The sequence below is a fragment of the Endozoicomonas sp. SESOKO2 genome (assembly GCF_024606245.1).
Classification (GTDB): Bacteria; Pseudomonadota; Gammaproteobacteria; order Pseudomonadales; family Endozoicomonadaceae; genus Endozoicomonas_A.
The window spans coordinates 18,532-32,988 of the sequence record NZ_JAHHPQ010000529.1 but is presented as its reverse complement, the minus strand read 5'-3'; the positions used below and the strand labels follow the sequence as shown (position 1 = coordinate 32,988).

The 14,457-nt window shown below is 48.7% G+C and carries 14 protein-coding genes; 6 read left to right on the top strand and 8 right to left on the bottom strand.

What is annotated here, in order from left to right:
- Positions 1 to 168 precede the first annotated feature (168 nt).
- On the bottom strand, positions 169 to 420 hold the full coding sequence (locus KDK17_RS12975) for a hypothetical protein (protein WP_257275828.1): 252 nt from the start codon (positions 418 to 420) through the stop codon (positions 169 to 171).
- A 427-nt stretch (positions 421 to 847) separates the two neighbouring features.
- Between KDK17_RS12975 and KDK17_RS12970 the strand changes: the two genes are divergently transcribed.
- From KDK17_RS12970 to KDK17_RS12955, 4 genes are all read left to right on the top strand, one after another.
- Complete coding sequence (locus KDK17_RS12970; RefSeq protein WP_257275827.1) at positions 848 to 982, top strand: hypothetical protein; 135 nt, start codon at positions 848 to 850, stop codon at positions 980 to 982.
- A gap of 124 nt (positions 983 to 1,106) precedes the next feature.
- Entirely contained in the window at positions 1,107 to 2,306 is a 1,200-nt protein-coding gene (zigA, locus tag KDK17_RS12965; protein WP_257288221.1) for a zinc metallochaperone GTPase ZigA, read from the top strand.
- Positions 2,303 to 2,734: a TraR/DksA C4-type zinc finger protein gene (locus KDK17_RS12960; protein ID WP_257275825.1), complete on the top strand. Its 432-nt coding sequence runs from the start codon at positions 2,303 to 2,305 to the stop codon at positions 2,732 to 2,734. The genes zigA and KDK17_RS12960 overlap by 4 nt, the downstream gene beginning before the upstream one ends.
- 93 nt (positions 2,735 to 2,827) lie before the next feature.
- The gene (locus KDK17_RS12955) at positions 2,828 to 3,196 is read left to right on the top strand and encodes an STAS/SEC14 domain-containing protein (protein ID WP_257275823.1); all 369 of its coding nucleotides are present in this window, start codon (positions 2,828 to 2,830) and stop codon (positions 3,194 to 3,196) included.
- A 191-nt stretch (positions 3,197 to 3,387) separates the two neighbouring features.
- Here the strand turns inward: KDK17_RS12955 and KDK17_RS12950 are convergent, their stop codons facing one another.
- Both KDK17_RS12950 and KDK17_RS12945 read right to left on the bottom strand, forming a co-directional pair.
- The gene (locus KDK17_RS12950; RefSeq protein ID WP_257288220.1) at positions 3,388 to 4,014 is read right to left on the bottom strand and encodes a glutathione S-transferase family protein; all 627 of its coding nucleotides are present in this window, start codon (positions 4,012 to 4,014) and stop codon (positions 3,388 to 3,390) included.
- Positions 4,015 to 4,148: 134 nt separating this feature from the next.
- Positions 4,149 to 6,320 carry a carboxy terminal-processing peptidase gene (locus tag KDK17_RS12945; protein ID WP_257281074.1) on the bottom strand — a complete coding sequence of 724 codons (2,172 nt, stop codon included), beginning with the start codon at positions 6,318 to 6,320 and terminating at the stop codon, positions 4,149 to 4,151.
- A 466-nt stretch (positions 6,321 to 6,786) separates the two neighbouring features.
- Between KDK17_RS12945 and KDK17_RS12940 the strand changes: the two genes are divergently transcribed.
- Positions 6,787 to 7,764, top strand: coding sequence for an NAD(P)H-quinone oxidoreductase (locus KDK17_RS12940; protein WP_257254124.1), 978 nt, complete (start codon positions 6,787 to 6,789; stop codon positions 7,762 to 7,764).
- An 80-nt stretch (positions 7,765 to 7,844) separates the two neighbouring features.
- On the opposite strand, the gene KDK17_RS12935 is transcribed toward KDK17_RS12940, so the two are convergent.
- The 4 genes from KDK17_RS12935 to minC all read right to left on the bottom strand — a co-directional run bounded on the left by KDK17_RS12935 (position 7,845) and on the right by minC (position 10,226).
- Positions 7,845 to 8,021 carry a hypothetical protein gene (locus tag KDK17_RS12935; RefSeq protein ID WP_257275820.1) on the bottom strand — a complete coding sequence of 59 codons (177 nt, stop codon included), beginning with the start codon at positions 8,019 to 8,021 and terminating at the stop codon, positions 7,845 to 7,847.
- 305 nt (positions 8,022 to 8,326) lie between these two features.
- On the bottom strand, positions 8,327 to 8,584 hold the full coding sequence (minE, locus tag KDK17_RS12930) for a cell division topological specificity factor MinE (RefSeq protein WP_257253361.1): 258 nt from the start codon (positions 8,582 to 8,584) through the stop codon (positions 8,327 to 8,329).
- Positions 8,581 to 9,396: a septum site-determining protein MinD gene (minD, locus tag KDK17_RS12925; protein WP_257275819.1), complete on the bottom strand. Its 816-nt coding sequence runs from the start codon at positions 9,394 to 9,396 to the stop codon at positions 8,581 to 8,583. The genes minE and minD overlap by 4 nt, the downstream gene beginning before the upstream one ends.
- A gap of 47 nt (positions 9,397 to 9,443) precedes the next feature.
- Entirely contained in the window at positions 9,444 to 10,226 is a 783-nt protein-coding gene (minC, locus tag KDK17_RS12920) for a septum site-determining protein MinC (protein ID WP_257288219.1), read from the bottom strand.
- 270 nt (positions 10,227 to 10,496) lie between these two features.
- Here minC and lpxL point away from each other — a divergent pair, with 270 nt between their 5' ends.
- Complete coding sequence (gene lpxL, locus KDK17_RS12915) at positions 10,497 to 11,444, top strand: LpxL/LpxP family Kdo(2)-lipid IV(A) lauroyl/palmitoleoyl acyltransferase (protein WP_257275816.1); 948 nt, start codon at positions 10,497 to 10,499, stop codon at positions 11,442 to 11,444.
- Between the two features lie 133 nt (positions 11,445 to 11,577).
- On the opposite strand, the gene rapA is transcribed toward lpxL, so the two are convergent.
- Entirely contained in the window at positions 11,578 to 14,448 is a 2,871-nt protein-coding gene (rapA, locus tag KDK17_RS12910; protein ID WP_257275815.1) for an RNA polymerase-associated protein RapA, read from the bottom strand.
- Positions 14,449 to 14,457 lie beyond the last annotated feature (9 nt).

The window sequence follows — 14,457 nt, the reverse complement described above, 5'->3', positions numbered from 1 at the left end:
CAATCATTGCATCGGCAAAATCGTAACCGTTGGTATAATCATCAAGGGCTTTGAGCGTGGCCTGATAATCCTGCGTCAGGCACTTTTGCAACTGAATAACGGCTCTTAATTTCTGACATTGCTGACCTGGACTGACTTGATAGTAGTGAGTGAGTACCCAGGCACTTTCTACTTCAGTTCTGCATTATGAACGCCGCCAACCACCATCAGCAAGTCAATGGGAGGGTGGTTATAGAATCCATAGTCAGGATTCACGCTATATCCGGCGCGGGCAGAAACAGTTTCACCAGTCTCTCTTATCAGAAAGACATTAAAAGGCTTGTGGTCTGCACAGACCCGACTGGCTGTTGAAAATACTTCAAAAGAACCGGAAAAATCCAGTACTTCTGCATTGTCGTATATATAAATGGCAATGTTCATGGATTCTTATTCTTGATTTGGCTACTAATGAGTTTCCCGAATATAAAGAGATCTGAACAGTGGGGCAAGCTACAGAGCAGAGATACCAGACTCCTCTCAGCTCTGAATGTTGTTGGCTTTAATGCTCTGATAGCTCCAGCTGGCTTTGGGCCAGCGAAATCCTGTGTTTATCGAGGTTTTTGATCAATCAAGGTGAGCGCCGATGATCTCAGCGCCTGCTGCATTTGATTTCAAACCCTGTCTGTTGATACCAGGTTTTTGTCTGAATTTCGCTCCAAAAAGGACATCAGTTGTTCTTTATTCGGATTTGCGAACATGCTAAACAAGATGTGTTCACAGGTCTTTCCTGAAATCAAACTCATCTTTTCAACTTTGTGTTGTGACCAGAGGTTCTATGTGCTTGCCCTGAAGGGATTTAGAAAATGTAATGGATACAAAAACTGACATCAGGATCGGCTTCAAGAGCCCATTGATGTTTACCCTTGACAGGGACAAACACCAGATAGGTATCAGTGTTGCTAAAGCCGAAGCTTTTGGACATGGACTGTCATTCCCCGATTAGCTTGGTCGGGCTCAGGTAAGAACCAGCATTCAGTTGTCATTGACTAGATTGTAATTGTTATAATATAACATAACAAATTAGGGTGTACTCACCTGTATATTTACCTCAACCGGAACTATCCGTCATGACTCAACTCCCCGTCACTGTGCTGTCAGGCTTTCTTGGCGCAGGAAAAACTACTGTACTAAGCCATATTCTGAATAACCGCCAGGGTAAAAAAGTGGCCGTTATCGTTAACGATATGAGCGAAATCAATATTGATGCAACTCAGGTTCAAAACGAAGTGTCGCTGAGCCATCAGGAAGAGAAGCTGGTGGAAATGAGCAATGGCTGCATTTGTTGTACCCTGCGTGAAGATCTGTTGCTGGAGATCAACAAATTGGCCCGGGAGGGGCACTTTGATTATCTGGTGATTGAATCCACCGGCATTTCCGAGCCTTTACCCGTCGCTGAAACCTTTACCTTTGCCGATGAAAAGGGTAAATCGCTTTCTGATGTCGCCACGCTGGATACGATGGTCACAGTGGTGGATGCAGTGAACTTCCTCAAGGATTATGACGAGGCCAAATACCTTCAGGATACCGGAGAGTCTCTGGGGAAAGAGGATGAACGCAGTGTTGCTGACTTACTGGTAGATCAAGTCGAGTTCGCCGATATACTGTTAATCAGCAAAACCGATTTGATAGAACAGCGCGAGCAGGAACGTTTGACTGCGATCCTGAAAACACTCAATACCAATGCCCGAATCATTCCCATTACTCATGGTCAGGTAAATGTTGACGATGTATTAAACACTGGGCTGTTTGATTTTGAGCGGGCACAATTAGCGCCGGGCTGGCTTAAAGAAATGCGCGGCGAACATGTGCCGGAAACGGAAGAATACGGCATTGGAAGTTTTAGTTACACCGCTCGCCGACCCTTTCATCCGGAAAAGTTTTATCAGTTTCTCCACACGGCAAGAGACTATGGAAAACTGATTCGATCTAAAGGGTACTTTTGGTTGGCCACTCGTCCGGAATTTGCAGGCCAATGGAGTCAGGCTGGTGGTATCGCGCGCTATGGTTTTGCAGGGATGTTTTGGAAAGCTATCCCGAAAGAGAACTGGCCTACCGATGAAGATTACCTTGCCTCGATTAAAAGTAACTGGGTAGATCCCTTCGGCGATATGCGGCAGGAGCTTGTTTTCATCGGTCAGGCTTTAGATCAACAGGCCATTACTAAAGCCCTCGACGATTGCTTATTAACAGAAGGCGAGGTTCTCAAAGGTAAAGAGCACTGGGCAACTTTGAGTGATCCTTTTCCTGACTGGGGAGAAAATCAATGAGCTCAACATCACCAGGGCAATGCCCGTTGACTGAAGATCAGATTAAACAGGCTGCCGAGTCTGACTACATGAATAGTGAGCAACTGGATTTTTTCAAGCACCGACTATTGGTGCTTCACGAATCGACGGAAGCTCGAATTCAAGAAGCCAAAAATCAAATGGCCAGCCCACCAGAGTTGAATGATGATAGTGACAGAGCATCTTGGGAAGAAGAGTGCAGTACTTCTTTGCGTATTTTAGAACGAGAACAAAAATTACTATCCAAGATCAGACTGTCACTGCAGCGTATACGATCAGGTAGCTACGGTTATTGTCTTGAGTCGGATGAACCCATAGGCATACCTCGTCTTTTAGCAAGACCCACAACAGAATACTGTGCCGAAGTGAAAGCCCGGATTGAATACAAGGAGCAGGTGTACCGAGACTGAGGGTTTCGGTAGTTGTGGAGTGGAGAAGACGGTAATTCGGCCTATAGTGATTGCAGTGAAACTCTATTTCATTCATATGGAGGCTTAACTAGTATGCTTTCTATTGAGATGGACAGGGAAGACGGCATTGCCTTTCTGGAACCCCATGGACCTCTTTCAAAAGAGGACTTTGTTTCTGCCGCCCAACAGATTGATCCTCTGATTGAAGAGAGGGGTGGGCTGGCTGGGCTGATTATCCATACCGATCATTTTCCCGGTTGGGAATCCTTTGGTGCTCTGGTCAGCCACATTCGATTTGTGAAAAACCATCACAAACATCTGAGAAAAATTGCCATTGTCACGGATGCAAGAGAGGGCGGTCCAAGAGAAAAAATAGCAAGGCATTTTATTGCTGCAAAAATCAGGCACTTCAGATACGAGCAGCTGGAGGCGGCAAAGCTCTGGATTCTGGAAGAGGATTAAAACACAAGTGAACGGGCCGATTTGTGCGAGCATTACCTTTTTGCCGGGCGGCCAGGTGCTCGGAGTTATTCATGCAGAGCCAGCTCGCGCATACGCTGGGCAAGTTGACTGTATTCCTGATCCAGTTGTTTGATGGTGGCTCTGAAAATGACAGCGTACATAGGCATTTTTTCGTTAGGTGGCGTAAAGTATCAGGCGCAGGAATCCATTGAAACAAACCCCGGTAAAGAGCGAATACGTGAAATCCAGCGTTGGATCCCCGGATACTGTGACAACTCAAAACCGCCTTCGTGGGCGACATGGGTGTACCCAAACAAAGATACGTCAGCCGTTGTAAGTTGCTCGCCAACCAGAAAAGCGGTTTTCGAAAGCCGCTGCTCCATGACCTTAAGAGCTTTGTGGCCGCCTTCCTGTTTCCTTTCGAACTCTTCCCGTCGATTGTCCGGCATGCCCAGATACTTGTTAATGAAGCGGGCAACGGCAATATAAGGTTCATGGCTGTATTGCTCAAAAAACTGCCATTGCTGGTTTTTTGCCTGTAAAAAAGGGTCCGTCGGCAACAGCTCAGAATCTCTGGCCAGGAAGTTCAGGATGGCATTGGATTCACTGAGAATGCGGCCATCATCAAGCTCCAGCAAAGGAATTTTGCCGTTAGGGTTTTTGGCGAGAAAATCCGGAGTCTGGGTTTCATTATTCAGAATACCAATGGCAACCCATTCATGATTCAGGTCAAGCAGGGCAGTGAGCAGTTTGATTTTGTAACAGTTGCCGGACTGGATATCGCCATATATTTTCATTCTTGGGGTTCTACCTACCATTGAGCCACTGATGTTTTGAGTGATATTGTGCCAGTACTTTTTATCGAAAGGTAGATATCAGTCTCTTAAGAGCTGGCAAGAGTATGAACTCTTGAGACTATAAGGGCCTGAAAAACAGGCCCTGAGAGGGATAGTTAACGGCTGGCAGTTTGTTTTTTCTGTATCTGAATCAGGTCCACCAGAACCATTCCAGCTTCCTTGATAAAGGCGTCGGTTTCTTTCTTTTTCTTCTTGGTTTCAGTAGAGGCTTCTTCCTGTTCTGCTTCTTCCAGTTCATCCAGGTTATTCAAAAGGGGGTCACCCTTGGCCTTTCTTAGCCGGTTCTCAATGGCCAGTCTCTGACTGCGCATGGTCTGGATTTCGTGCTTGCGCTTTGCTTCGTTAAGTGACACTTTTTCCTGGTTTTCGTAGCGAGACAGGTAGTCTTTCATTTCGTTCAGGTAGACAAAATCCGGATCCTCGTGCGTCCGCTTGCGGTGCTTTTCATCGAGAGGTTTCAGAAAAGGTTTCATGTCTGAGTACTTTCTGTATGGGATCGGCTTGATGGTATCCCAGGGCAGGGCATCAGGCAGCTTGCTTTCGCCGATATCACGGCCATCGTACAGCGATGGAAAGGCGATGTCGGGCAGTACGCCCTGGTTCTGGGTGCTCTGACCGGAAATGCGGTAGAACTTGGCCAGAGTCAGTTTCAGCTGTCCGTGGTTAAGCGGCTGAATGCTCTGAACAGTACCTTTTCCGTAAGTCTGACCACCAATCACCAGTGCCCGTCCATAGTCTTGCATGGCGCCGGCAAAGATTTCTGAAGCAGAAGCACTCAGTCGGTCAACTACAACAGCCATGGGACCACTGTATACCTGAGTCGGGTCCGGGTCTTGCTGACGCTCGGTGCGTCCTCTGCTGTCCCTGACCAGAACCGTTGGACCCTGCTCAATGAACAGGCCAGTCAGTTCGTTGGCTTCCTGTAAGGAGCCGCCGCCATTGCCTCGCAGGTCTATAATCAGGCCGTCCAGGTTTTCTTTCTTGAAATTATCAAGCAGCTTGCGCACGTCGCGCGTTGTGCTCTTGTAATTGGGGTCGCCGGACTGGGCGGCCTTAAAGTCAATGTAGAAGGTAGGTATTTCGATAACACCCACACGCTTGGTCTTATTATTCTGTTTAAACTCAAGAATGTGGCTTTTGGCATCCTGTTCTTCCAGCTTGACTTTGTCCCTGATAATTTCATAAATACGGGTGTTACTGCTTTTGCTGGAGCCTGGAATAATTTCCAGTCTGACCAGAGTTTTCTTTTTACCGCGGATCAGATTAACCACATCATCCAGACGCATGCCCACGACGTCCTCCAGCGTGCCTTTGAGGCCCTGGCCAACGCTGATGATTTTGTCGCCAGGTTTCAGTTGGCCTGCTTTATCGGCAGGACCACCGGGGACCACGCTGACCACTTTGGTGTATTCATCCTCCGAGGACAGAACCGCACCAATGCCTTCCAGAGAAAGACTCATGTTAATGTCAAAGTTCTCGGCAGTCTGGGGCGAGAAGTACTGGGTGTGGGGATCAAAAATTCCGGTAAAAGAATTAATGTAAGTCTGGAAAACGTCTTCGCTCTTACTCTGATGCAATCGGCGCAACAGGTTGGTGTTGCGTCGAGTCAACTGATCTGCAATTTCTTCATCAGTTTTGTTGTTCAGCTTCAGGGTCAGTACACTGTCTTTGAACTGTTTTCTCCAAAGGTCTCGCTGGTTCTTTTTATTGGCCAGCCAGGGCTGTTCCTTGCGGTCAACAATCAGGTCTTCGTTCTTTTTCAGATCCAGTTTGTTAACACCCTGCTTGACCAGAGCCAGCATGTAGCGGGCACGTTCTTCTGCCCTGACTGTGTATCGATTGAATATTTCAAAAGCTGGTTTCAGGTCGCCGCTTTTAAGAGAGCTGTCGAGCTTTTCTTTATAAGGGGCAAACTGGGCAATGTCGCTTTGCAGGAAGAAGCTGCGGTTGGGGTCCAAACGGTCGAGATAGCGCTGAAATACTTTTTCTCCACTCTCTTTGTTCAGGTCAATTTTGCGATAATGGTTGCGTGACAGCAGTTGCACCACATTGACACTGGCAATGGCCTGTTGCAGGCTGGGTTTTAGTTCGTCAATGGGGCGGTCAAGATTCTGATCAGCGGCAAAAACCGAACTGGTGGTTATACAGAGCGCGGTGAACAGGGCAAAAAAAACCGATGGTATTTTCCTGGCGTTTAGCAGGGTCGGTATCATGGATTGTGAAGCTCCGTGTCGTTTTTCGATATCGGGTGTGCCGCCTCGGCTCATGAAGGAATAAGTCCTGTTATGGAGTGTTTAAGACGACGTTCATCGACTATAGGCTACTCCACCCCTCTGTGCCTGAAACACATGTACCAAAAATATCCGGAACATGCGTTTAAGCCTGTTCCACACCGGAGATAATCCAAAGCCTGTCAGGGCGTTGTTTCCAGCTGATGCTGCTTGTGGTGCATGTGGCACTGCTGGCTACCAGACAGTCGGTCCATAGGCCTGTCCCAGAGCATTGGTTGACTTCTATTTTTAAGTTACCAGTGCTTTGGGGGCTTTCTCAATCAGTTTTGTTCAGTGATTGTGAATATCCCCTGAGACATAATACAGTCTATAACTGAATGCAGCCAGTCAGGGGACTTTACCGGACTCCAGTCAGGCTGATAACCCCCTATTCAATGAAGCCCGATAACCGAGGTATTTCATTGATACCTGTATCGGCTTGATCATTAAGGTTTGGGTAAAGATGCAAGAGAGCAAAAACTTTTACGGACTTGTGGCTATTGACAGGGCGTTACAATGGCGGACCTTTCCCGGTGAGCCTTTGGGTAAAGATCAGGTAAAAATTCGAGTAGTGGCCGCAGGCCTTAACCGTGCCGACCTGTCGCAGTTGGCTGGAACCTACAATCCACCAAAAGGTGTAACACCCGTCTTGGGACTCGAATGCTCCGGGATCATTGAGGCGGTGGGAGCCAATGTCAGCCAATGGCTGCCAGGCCAGCATGTTTGTGCGTTGTTGCCGGGTGGAGGTCTGGCGACAAGCGCGGTGTGTGATCAGCGGCTGTTGTTACCAGTTCCTGAATCACTGAGTCTCGTGCAGACCGGAGGCGTTGTTGAGGTTTATGCAACCGCCTGGCTCAACCTGTTTCATCGTGGCAAAGTCAAAGCCGGAGACAAGGTTCTGTTAATGGCTGGCGCCAGCGGTGTGGGTACCGCAGTTCTGCAGCTGTGTGCTTATTTTGGAATCGACGTAACCGTGGTGGTCGGCAGTGATGAAAAGTTGCAATTCTGCAAGGAGTTGGGAGCGAAAAATGGCTTGAACCGGCATCAGCAGGATTGGAAGCTGTTAAAGGCTTTTGGTCCTTTTGATATGGTGCTGGATTGCTGTGCCGGAGACTGGCTGGAAAGATATCTGTCTTTAATGAATATCGGCGGAAGAATTGTCACCATTGGTTTAATGGCAGGACGACAAGCACAATTGGATATGGGGCAACTACTGATGAAGCGGATTCAAGTGATGGGATCCACTCTGCGCTTTTTGCCCATTACCGAAAAAGAAAGGTTGTTAACCGAACTAATGGAAAAGGTTTGGCCTTTATTCGCCTCGGGTCACTTAAAACCGATTACAGATACGGTTCTCCCAATCGATCAATATCAGAAAGCGTATGATTTAATGGCATCCAATAAAACAACAGGCAAGGTTATTCTCACCTTGCCTGCTTAATCCATTATGAATGGCTTTAAAAAACATTGAGGCCTCTGATCATTCTGCGGTGGACATTGAAAGGTGTCTGGCAGAGTCGATCAGTTATACCCGAGCTCAAAGCATTCGTTGCCTTCGGGCTTGCTGTTTGGCAGCTGGCTGGTGTTTTTCATCAGGGGCTTCAGATTTTTTGGGTAGGCTATAGCATTAATAGCGCGACCCTGTGTGCGAATAGTGGTTTTCCGGCTTTTAAATGGCGCAGAGTAGTGGTGTTTCATAGTCTTTCCTGACCGTGCTGGCTTTTGCATGAATACTATTTAAGAATAACAATAACTCAACCGTTGGGTTAGTCTGAATTTGTACTTAAGTGAGAGTTTCAATTGCAGTATGCAACGCTATGTTAATAAAAGGTTGCAAACTGTTGAGCTAGTAAAATTCTGGTGATTTAAACAGTATTTCTTTTAACACGGTATGGCTGTTAATAGAAATTGAGTAAAGCAAGCGATAGGAGTTTGCAAAGAGAGGCCGACACAGAATGGATCTGTGCCAGTGCTGTAAGAGTATCAAGAGAAGGCTTCGGGTGTCAGGAGTTTTCCGGTAACTGCACGTTGACTTCAAGGGTCGAGCAGTCACCATCGGTATCCAGCCGGACGGAGATGGTGTTATCGGCGACCTGAAAATACTTTTCCACGACTCTCAGTATGTCCTGTTTCATAGCTGGCAGAAAGTCATGACCAGAGCGGTTCAGCCTTTCATGGGCAACCAGTATCTGAAGGCGCTCCTTGGCGACCGATGCGCTGCCCCCGGATTTGCTGGATTTAAAAAATTGCAGCAGACTCATGCACGACTCCTGAAAACTTTCTGGAAAAAGCCTTTTTTCGGAGGTTCAATAAACCGGTGAGGTAATTCAGCGCCCAGAAAGCGTGCGACCATATCGTTGTAAGCCTGACCGGCATCGGTTGTCTGCTGATGGATAACCGGAATACCATGGTTTGATGCCTTCAGAACGTCCTTGGATTCCGGGACAACGGCCAGCAATGGAATGGCAAGGATCTCCTGAACGTCTTCAACATTAAGCATATCGCCCATTTCCACCCTCGTCGGGTTATAACGGGTCAGCAACAGATGTTCTTTGACAGGATCAAGCTTCTTTTCAGCTCTCCGGGATTTGCTTTGCAAAATCCCCAGGATCCGGTCTGAATCCCTGACGGAAGAAACTTCAGGGTTCGTTGTTATGATCGCTTCGTCAGCAAAGTACAGAGCCATAAGCGCACCATGCTCAATACCGGCCGGTGAGTCGCAGATAATGTATTCAAAATCTTTTGCCAGCTCGTCAAAAACCGCTTCAATGCCTTCCAGAGTGAGTGCTTCTTTGTCGCGGGTCTGTGATGCCGGCAATACACTCAGGTTCTCGGTGTGTTTGTCTTTAATCAGGGCCTGATGGAGAGCTGCTTCACCATTAATAACATTCACCAGATCATAGACGACTCTGCGCTCACACCCCATGATAAGGTCGAGATTTCGCAGCCCGACATCAAAATCGATCACCACGGTTCTGTGTCCTTTCATGGCCAGACCTGTGGCGAATGAAGCGCTGGTCGTGGTCTTACCAACACCGCCTTTTCCTGACGTTACGACTATTATGCGTGCCAAGTTCAAATCCTGTGAATAGTAAGTGATGGTCGATGTTCAAGTATTTATTAAAGCCTGCTGATGTGCAAGCGATCCTCAGCGAGCTTTATTAAAACAGACTCACCCCAGTGGCGGCTCCAGGAGGATTCTTCCGTCTGGCCGGTCAGTTTGTAGTGACCACTGATGGAAATCAGTTCGGCCTCAAAGCGATGACAAAAAATTCTTGCCTCAGGGTCACCATTAACCCCGGCAAGCGCTCTGCCCCTTAAAAGTCCGTAGACGTGTATGTGCCCGCCAGCCAGCAATTCTGCACCCGGACTGACCTGTGACAGTATAACCAGGTCGCCCGGGGCATAGATTTGCTGACCGGAGCGAACAGGCTGATCGATAATTTTTGTTTCTGAACCTGAAATGCCTGATGTATCTTCTTTTTGCCCGGTGCCATTAAGCTCATGACGTTCGACCGGCATCGGTTGTCCGTTCTGTTGCATCATGACCACATTTTTCTCTGACTTTGTCTTCTGAAATGGCAGCCAGGCCAGGCCGGCAGACTCTGCCGTGTATCTGAACTGTTCACCACCACGAACGGCAACCAGAATCATACCGGACTCCCTCAGTCGCCCTGCAATGGCTCTCAGATCGGGAGCATCTACCGTTGCCGGTAATGTCTCCAAAGCCATTACCACCGGTGTCTGTTGAAAGAAGTGTGGGGCTTTTTCTGACATCGCCTGTAACTGCTGGCAGAAACTAATCAGACAGCTGTTGTGCAATTCAAGGGTAGTCAGTGTAAAAATACCGCCTTTTAGCTGGAAGGCGGTATTTGAGGGCTTTGAGGTCAGAGTTGAGTTCATGGTGGCCACGTCATTTACGGAAGTGTGTCAGTTATGTTCCTGCTGTATCTGACGGATAATAGGGAAAAGTTTCAGTGCTTCTCATTTTCTGACCTATCGCTCCGTATTGCCTCTCAGGCTACGATCAAAACCAAGATTTCTCAAGTCATTTTACAAGGTATCTCCAGAGAAATATGACCTCAGCCTTGGCAGCTGAGATAATAGGGCTCACTTATGGCAGGTAACTGACTGCTTGTGAAGGTTTCTTGAGAAAGCGTTTTTGGTGAATAGATGAAGTCGGATGAATTAAGCAACACTACAGAGGCGGATCGGTTTCTGTGGTGTTATTTGAAACCAAAGTTCTGGCCGGTATGGCTGGGGTTGGGATTCACTGCTCTTGTGGCAATGCTTCCCTATTCAGTCATGGTGCATCTGGGGCGCTGGATAGGTCGCCTTTTATTGCGTTTTGGTGGCAACAGAGTGCGTATTACCCGGGTCAATCTGGAAAAATGTTTTCCCCAGATGACTGAAGCGGAAAGGGAAATCCTGTTGCAGAAAAACTTTGAGTCGGTCGGTATCGGTTTGATGGAAGTGCTCATGGCCTGGTGGTGGCCGAGAGAGAGACTTGAACGGCTGGTGACCTATAAAGGTCTGGAAAACCTCGACTCAGAGAGTGGGCAGGGCAATCTGTTGCTGATTCTGCATTTCACGACCATAGAAATAGCGGGCGCTCTGATCACTCTCAGGCACAGTGTCGACGCGACCTACCGTGAACACAAGAATCCTGTTTTTGAGTATATGCAGAGAAGACAGCGTCTACGCTATGACCGGGGTAGCCGTTTGTTAGGCCGAAGGGATGTGCGCGGTATGCTGAGATCCCTGAGACAGGGAAAAACCGTCTGGTACTCACCTGATCAGGATTATGGTCCCAAACAAAGTGTTTTTGCCCCTTTTTTTGGTATGCAGGCGGCATCAGTGACTGGCACTTCAAGAATGACCAAAATGGGTAAGGCCAGGGTCGTGCCTATGGTGGTCACCCGAAAACCGGGTTCCCGGGGCTATGTCCTTGAGGTGTTTGAGGCCTGGAAGGACTTTCCCCGGGGCGATGATCTGCAGGATGCGATCCGGGTCAATCAATTTGTAGAAGAGCAGGTCAGGAAAAAACCGGATCAGTATATGTGGCTGCATCGCCGATTTAAGACCCGGCCTGAAGGTGAGGTGGGTTTTTATCAAAAGTAGTTGCCACGATCTGATGAAATAACTGAGTACCAATGTTGCCTCTGTGATTCAATTGTTTTGGAAGTAGATATATACCTAAAAAGAAATGCAGCTGGATAGCTGCATTTCTTCATGGGTGGGTCAGAACAGATTGTTAACCCGCAATCATCAACCGCAAACCATCCAGCCTGAGCATCGCTTTCTGAAGGCATTGATGACCCATTGCGGCACGCAGTTTGAGGTGTTCGATCTCTTCATCACGCACGTTCGGGTTCACTGCTTTCAGGGCAGCCAGTCGCTTGATCTCTTCCGTAACATGGCTTAGCAGGTTTTTGCAGGCTTCAGTCACAATGGGATTAACCTGTTCCTTCGCTGCTTGCTCTGCTTTGGCCAACATGGTCAGAATCGGTTCCCGTTGCGCTTTCACCAGTTTTTTTGCCATCCCTTTCTTAATGGGCTGAAGCTGGGCATTGAGGGTATCGAAGGCAACTTTTTCTGATAGGTTGTTCATGCCAGGGTCGATCAGGCAGCGAATCGGTGTCGCGGGCAGGTATCGATCCAGTTGCAGTTTTTTCTCTCCCGTAGCACCGACGACATAGATCGCTTCCAGCAACATTGTGCCGGGTTTCAGCGCTTTGTTTTTCAGCAGAGCGACCGAAGTGTTGCCCATCTCACTGGTGAGCAGCATGTCCATGCTTTCACGAACCATGGGGTGCTCCCAGGTGAGAAAATGCATATCTTCCCGGGAAAGGGCCAACTCCCGATCAAAGGTGACGGTAATGCCGTCAGCCGGAAGACCTGGGAAGGATGTCACCATATGGCTGCCAGGACGTACAACGAGGCAATGCTTGGAATGATCTTCTGAATCGACGCCAAATCCTTCAAACAGCTTTTCCATATAGCGCTTGAGCTGTCTGGGTTCTTCCTGTGCTTCGATGTCGTTTATCAGGTCTTCACTGGAAAGAGTGCCACGGGAGTTGATTTCCAGCAGGCGATCCCGACCATTGTGGAGGTACTCATTCATTTTTGCATTGAGCTTGGCGGTTTCCTCTATCAAAGGCTGAATATCAGCCAGTGTCGTTTTTTTCTCCGGAATCAGTGTTTCAGTGAACGCTTCACCTAACTGCTCAAAGACCATGCTGCCAGACGGGCAGGTATCAGCGAATGCGTTCAGGCCCTGGTCATACCAGTGGAAGATTAATTCCTGTCCAGTGCCTTCTATGTAAGGAACATGAATTTTGATGGTCTCGGTCTGGCCAATTCGATCGAGTCGTCCGATACGCTGTTCCAGCAGATCCGGGTGAGCGGGCAAATCGAAGAGCACCAGGTGGTGGGCAAACTGGAAGTTTCGACCTTCACTGCCAATTTCGGAGCAGACCAGAACCTGGGCGCCGTATTCTTCATCAGCAAACCACGCAGCTGCACGATCTCGTTCCACGATCGTCATGTTCTCATGGAACACTGCCGTGGGTATGCCTGACAGAATTCTGAGGGCGTCCTCGAGGTCCAGAGCGGTATTGGCGTTGGCACAGATCACCAGCACTTTCTGCTTTTTGAGCAGTTTTAGCAGGTTAATCAGCCAGTCTATGCGTGGGTCGACTTTCCACCAGGGGTCCATGTCGTTAACACGGATATGGGACTGGTAAGCCAGTTCAGGATAGAGCGAACCGCGGACTTCAGTTTCTTCTTCCTGGGCAATCTGATAAAGCTCAGGCAGTTTCTGGGCGTAGCCCTGTACGACACGACCGGGGAATCCACCTACGGCTGCACGGGTATTTCTGAACAACACCCGGCCAGTACCATGGCGGTCCAGCAGAGTTTTTAGCAGTTGTTCACGAGCTGCTTCTTTTTGCTCATCAGAGCCATCATTGATCAGGTCGATCAGTGGTTGGCAGTCCTGGCCGAGGAAACCGGCCAAATGCTGACAGGCGGCTTCCGGCAGATGGTCATTTTCCAGCAGCTCCTGTACCGCTTCGGCCACAGGCTCATAGCTCTTCTCCTCTTTCTGGTAGGTCTCCAGATCATGGAAACGATCCGGGTCCAGTAGGCGGAGTCTGGCAAAATGACTTTCGGGGCCCATCTGTTCAGGCGTGGCTGTCAATAGCAGCAGTCCGGGAATCTGTGACGACAAGGTTTCTACAACCTGATATTCACGGCTGGGGTCTTCTTCTGACCAGACCAGATGATGAGCCTCATCGACGATCAGCAGATCCCAGTCAGCTTCCAGGACCTGTTGGAAACGATTTTCGTACTGGCTCAGGAAGTCCAGGCTGCAGAGAATCAGCTGTTCGGTGTTGAACGGGTTTTCATCTTCAATCGCACGGCAACGCTCTTCATCAAACAGGCCGAAGTGCAGGTTAAAACGACGCAGCATTTCGACCAGCCATTGATGTTGAAGTGTTTCCGGAACCAGAATCAGGACCCGGCTGGCACGTTCTGTGATCAGTTGCTGATGAAGGATAAGACCGGCTTCAATGGTTTTACCCATGCCAACTTCGTCAGCCAGCATCACTCTTGGCGCATGGCGTCCGGAAACCTCACGGGCTATGTGCAGCTGATGGGGGATGAGGCTGGTACGGGCACCGAGAAGCCCTCTTACTGGAGCGCTCAACAGGCGACAATTGTTCAGCAATGTCTTGTAACGCAGAGAAAAATTGCTGTTTTGGTCGATTTGACCTGCCAGCATTCTGTCCTGCGGTTTGTTGAAGTGAATAAAGTTGCCCAGCTCCGATTCGGGAAGCTCTCCGGGCTTGCCGTTGGGAAGAAGACCCTTATAGTGCAGCAGACCATTCTCTTCGATGACTTCTGTCACCGTCATGGTCCAGCCCTCGTGACTCTCTATCTTGTCACCAGGATTAAATTGTACCCTTGATAGCGGGCAGTTATTAATGGAGTACAGCCGGGTTTCACCGGTGGTGGTGAACAATAGGGTAACCATGCGACTATCGAAAGTCAGAACGGTACCTAATCCTTGTTCAGTTTCGGTGTCACTGATCCAGCGCTGTCCAGGAACGAAGCTCGTCATGTCGTGACT

Bases quoted from the DNA above. Each gene is read 5' to 3' on its own strand.
- KDK17_RS12975 (WP_257275828.1), bottom strand. From the start codon at position 420: ATGAACATTGCCATTTATATATACGACAATGCAGAAGTACTGGATTTT.
- KDK17_RS12970 (WP_257275827.1), top strand. From the start codon at position 848: ATGGATACAAAAACTGACATCAGGATCGGCTTCAAGAGCCCATTGATG.
- zigA (WP_257288221.1), top strand. From the start codon at position 1,107: ATGACTCAACTCCCCGTCACTGTGCTGTCAGGCTTTCTTGGCGCAGGA.
- KDK17_RS12960 (WP_257275825.1), top strand. From the start codon at position 2,303: ATGAGCTCAACATCACCAGGGCAATGCCCGTTGACTGAAGATCAGATT.
- KDK17_RS12955 (WP_257275823.1), top strand. From the start codon at position 2,828: ATGCTTTCTATTGAGATGGACAGGGAAGACGGCATTGCCTTTCTGGAA.
- KDK17_RS12950 (WP_257288220.1), bottom strand. From the start codon at position 4,014: ATGGTAGGTAGAACCCCAAGAATGAAAATATATGGCGATATCCAGTCC.
- KDK17_RS12945 (WP_257281074.1), bottom strand. From the start codon at position 6,320: ATGAGCCGAGGCGGCACACCCGATATCGAAAAACGACACGGAGCTTCA.
- KDK17_RS12940 (WP_257254124.1), top strand. From the start codon at position 6,787: ATGCAAGAGAGCAAAAACTTTTACGGACTTGTGGCTATTGACAGGGCG.
- KDK17_RS12935 (WP_257275820.1), bottom strand. From the start codon at position 8,021: ATGAAACACCACTACTCTGCGCCATTTAAAAGCCGGAAAACCACTATT.
- minE (WP_257253361.1), bottom strand. From the start codon at position 8,584: ATGAGTCTGCTGCAATTTTTTAAATCCAGCAAATCCGGGGGCAGCGCA.
- minC (WP_257288219.1), bottom strand. From the start codon at position 10,226: ATGAACTCAACTCTGACCTCAAAGCCCTCAAATACCGCCTTCCAGCTA.
- lpxL (WP_257275816.1), top strand. From the start codon at position 10,497: ATGAAGTCGGATGAATTAAGCAACACTACAGAGGCGGATCGGTTTCTG.
- rapA (WP_257275815.1), bottom strand. From the start codon at position 14,448: ATGACGAGCTTCGTTCCTGGACAGCGCTGGATCAGTGACACCGAAACT.